This is a genomic window from Halomonas sp. 707B3, assembly GCF_024158645.1.
Lineage (GTDB): Bacteria > Pseudomonadota > Gammaproteobacteria > Pseudomonadales > Halomonadaceae > Vreelandella > Vreelandella lionensis.
In genome coordinates this window covers 1-3,391 of sequence record NZ_JAMZBE010000235.1, presented here as the reverse complement: position 1 = coordinate 3,391, position 3,391 = coordinate 1, and the positions used below count along the sequence as shown (strand labels likewise).

The following is a 3,391-nucleotide window of genomic DNA, read 5'->3' as shown; positions in this document are numbered from 1 at the left end:
CCAAAGCCTACGGCGATGGGCAGCGGCGTGTGTTCGCGCAGCTGATTAACGGCGCTTTCTAAACGCTCCGGTGTGGGGGCGCTGCCGCCCGTCACCCCCGCCACGGAAACGTAGTAGATAAACCCGGAAGCGTTGGCCAGCACTTTGGGCAGGCGCTTGGCATCGGTGGTGGGCGTAGCGAGGCGGATAAAATCGATGCCGTGCTGAGCGGCGGGCTGGCACAGCTCTTCGTCGTGTTCGGGCGGTAGATCCACTACGATCAGCCCGTCTACCCCGGCCTTGGCGGCATCGGTGAGAAAACGCTCGACGCCGTAGCAATAAATCGGGTTGTAATAGCCCATCAGCACGATGGGGGTGGTGCTGTTCTGTTCACGGAACTGGCGCACCATCTCCAGCGTTTTGGCTTGGGTCTGGCCGTTTTCCAGCGCTCGCAGGGCGGCTTTTTGTATGGCGGGGCCATCGGCCATGGGGTCGCTGAACGGCATGCCGAGTTCGATGATATCAACGCCTGCTTCCGGCAACCCTTGCAGCAGGCGGCGGGAGGTCTCGGCATCTGGGTCGCCAGCGGTGAGGTAGCTGACCAGCGCCGGGCGGTTTTGCTGTTTGAGCGCGGTAAAGCACGCTTCAAGACGCGACGTCGTGTTCATGCTGCTCTCCTCCACTAGCCTGCTCTCCTCCACTACATTGCTCTCTTGTAGGGCGCTCATACGTTTTTCACTCCGAATTTATCGCCCAGGTGGTGGGCCACGCTCATCATGTCTTTATCACCACGGCCACTGAGGTTGACCACCATCAGGTGCTCGCGGGGAAGTGTCGGCGCGCGCTTAGCCACTTCAGCCAGGGCGTGGGCAGTTTCTAGCGCGGGGATGATGCCCTCTTGGCGGCAGCAGATTTGGAATGCTTCCAGCGCTTCGTCATCGGTGGCGGAAACATACTCGACCCGCCCTTGCTCGTGCAGCCAAGCGTGCTCGGGGCCGATGCCGGGGTAGTCCAGCCCTGCGGAAATTGAGTGAGCGTCGATAATCTGACCATCTTCGTTTTGCAGCAGGTAGGTGCGGTTGCCGTGCAGCACGCCGGGGGTGCCGCCGTTCAGGCTGGCGGCGTGCAGGCCGCTGTTGACGCCTTTGCCGCCTGCTTCCACGCCAATCATCTTCACATCGGCGTCATTCAGGAAGGGGTGAAACAGCCCCATCGCATTGGAACCGCCGCCAATGCAAGCCACCAGGGAGTCCGGCAAACGGCCCTGTTTTTCGAGCATCTGAGCGCGGGTTTCATGACCAATCACCGCTTGGAAATCGCGCACCATCGCCGGGTAAGGGTGCGGGCCTGCCACGGTGCCAATGATATAGAAGGTGTCGTCGACATTCGTTACCCAATCGCGCAGCGCTTCGTTCATGGCATCTTTCAGCGTGCCGGTGCCTGAAGTGACGGGGATTACTTCCGCCCCTAACAGTTTCATGCGGAATACGTTGGGCTGCTGGCGCTCGATGTCGGTGGCACCCATGTAAATCACGCAGGGCAAACCAAAACGCGCTGCAACCGTAGCGGTGGCAACGCCGTGCATGCCTGCGCCGGTTTCCGCGATGATGCGCTTTTTGCCCATCTGCTTGGCCAACAATACTTGACCAATGCAGTTGTTAATCTTGTGCGCACCGGTGTGGTTAAGCTCTTCACGCTTGAGGTAAATGCTCGCGCCGCCAAAGTGCTCGGTGAGCCGCTCGGCAAAATAGAGCGGGCTGGGGCGGCCTACGTAGTCGCCCTGAAAATAGGCGAGCTGGCGCTGAAATTCTGGATCGTTTTTGGCGGTGGCGTACTCATCCTGCAGTTCAAGAATCAGCGGCATTAGGGTTTCAGCGACAAAGCGGCCACCGAAACTGCCAAACAGCCCGTTGGCATCGGGTAGGCTTAAAGGTTTATTCATCACGACCTCTGCGTTTTGGGGCGATTTAGGGTTGTGATGACGTTAGCGCAGGCAGGCGGGAAGAAAAATCGATAAGATGGCATCAACCTGTGAGTTTTACGCAACTATTGAAAGAGACATCCATGCAACACAGCCTGCCGCCCTTAAGCGCCCTGCGCGCCTTTGAAGCCACCGCCCGGCTAGGCAGCGTGACCGCCGCCGCCGATGAGCTAAGCGTGACCCACGGCGCGGTAAGCCGCCAGCTTAAGAGCTTGGATGAGCATTTTGGCGTGGCGCTATTCACCAAAGCTGGGCGGGGGCTAGTGCTCACTCACCACGGTGAACGGTTGCAAAGCGGCGTGGGGGAAGCCTTTGCGAAACTCAGGGATAGTTGCACCCGGCTCAAGCATGAGGTGGAAGAAGCGCCGTTTACCCTGGCCTGCCCCGGCAGCCTGCTGGCCCGCTGGCTGATTCCCCGTTTAGACCGCTTAAACCAGGCGCTGCCGGAGCTAAAACTTCAGGTGGTGGTGAGCGATTCCGAGCAGCCCGGCCAGCCGGAGACCAGCGCAACGCTGGCCTTTTTCGAGCCACCGTGGCCTGACGAGGGCGAGCTGATTGAGCTGATGCCTGAGGAAATTTGCGCCGTGACCAGCCCACGCTTGGTGGATGCGTGCCATGCATCTCATCCCGCATCGCTGTTTACCAACAAGCTCCTTTATACCGCCTCACGCCCCCAAGCGTGGCCCCAGTGGGCAGACGCCCAAGGGCTGGAAACCACCGCATTGAAAACAGCCCTCCAACAGGGCCAAGGCTTTGCGCATCTTTACTACCTCATAGAAGCTGCCGTTGCGGGCCTAGGGGTCGCCATCGCCCCGAAGCTACTCGTAGAAGATGATCTGAAAAGCGGACGGCTTGTCGCCCCTTGGGGCAGCATCGAAACCCCGGCACAGCTCTGCCTATGGCTGCCAAAACACACTAACGCCCGCCGCAGCGAATCAATGGCTGATTGGTTACGCAAGGAATTGGAAGGTTAAAGCCCTACTCGGTGTGGGTACACCACAAACGCCAACTTGTTGCCATCCGGGTCGCGGACGTAGGCAGCATAAAAGCCTTCCCCGTACTGCGGCCGAAAGCCCGGTGCGCCTTCGTCGCTTCCGCCGCTTTCCAGGGCGAGGTGATGCAGCGTGTCGACCTCTTTGATGTCGGTGAACTGAAAGGCGGTCATGGTGCCGTTGCCCACGGTGGCGTCGTGGCCATCGAAGGGGTAGCCCACGAAGTATTGGGGCACGTTGACATCGTCCGGGTCACCAAACGAGACGCAGCTGTCATCCTGCCAGCAAATATCCAACCCCATGGCATTGAACAGCGGCGTGTAGAACTGCAGGGCACGCTCTAGATCTTTGGTTCCCACCATTGTATACGCCAGCATGTTATGTCTCCTTTTGGATGCTTATAGCGATTGAAGCTACGCCACAACGCCAAACAAACGCC

At 59.4% G+C, this 3,391-nt stretch carries 4 protein-coding genes; 1 reads left to right on the top strand and 3 read right to left on the bottom strand.

The genetic code is table 11. From position 1 onward, the window contains the following. Both trpA and trpB read right to left on the bottom strand, forming a co-directional pair. Positions 1 to 647 (bottom strand): tryptophan synthase subunit alpha (gene trpA, locus BIS10_RS18010; RefSeq protein WP_253507425.1); only part of this gene is annotated, 647 nt, incomplete at its 3' end. Positions 648 to 703: 56 nt separating this feature from the next. Then, on the bottom strand, positions 704 to 1,921 hold the full coding sequence (trpB, locus tag BIS10_RS18005; RefSeq protein ID WP_062372631.1) for a tryptophan synthase subunit beta: 1,218 nt from the start codon (positions 1,919 to 1,921) through the stop codon (positions 704 to 706). A gap of 122 nt (positions 1,922 to 2,043) precedes the next feature. Between trpB and BIS10_RS18000 the strand changes: the two genes are divergently transcribed. Beyond that, the gene (locus tag BIS10_RS18000; RefSeq protein WP_253507422.1) at positions 2,044 to 2,934 is read left to right on the top strand and encodes a LysR family transcriptional regulator; all 891 of its coding nucleotides are present in this window, start codon (positions 2,044 to 2,046) and stop codon (positions 2,932 to 2,934) included. On the opposite strand, the gene BIS10_RS17995 is transcribed toward BIS10_RS18000, so the two are convergent. Further along, positions 2,931 to 3,329 carry a VOC family protein gene (locus BIS10_RS17995; protein ID WP_083024900.1) on the bottom strand — a complete coding sequence of 133 codons (399 nt, stop codon included), beginning with the start codon at positions 3,327 to 3,329 and terminating at the stop codon, positions 2,931 to 2,933. The two genes, BIS10_RS18000 and BIS10_RS17995, sit on opposite strands and share 4 nt — an antisense overlap. Positions 3,330 to 3,391: the final 62 nt, after the last annotated feature.

What these genes read in the sequence shown, in the direction of transcription:
- BIS10_RS17995 (WP_083024900.1), bottom strand. Translation starts at nt 3,329, where the DNA reads ATGCTGGCGTATACAATGGTGGGAACCAAAGATCTAGAGCGTGCCCTG.
- BIS10_RS18000 (WP_253507422.1), top strand. Translation starts at nt 2,044, where the DNA reads ATGCAACACAGCCTGCCGCCCTTAAGCGCCCTGCGCGCCTTTGAAGCC.
- trpB (WP_062372631.1), bottom strand. Translation starts at nt 1,921, where the DNA reads ATGAATAAACCTTTAAGCCTACCCGATGCCAACGGGCTGTTTGGCAGT.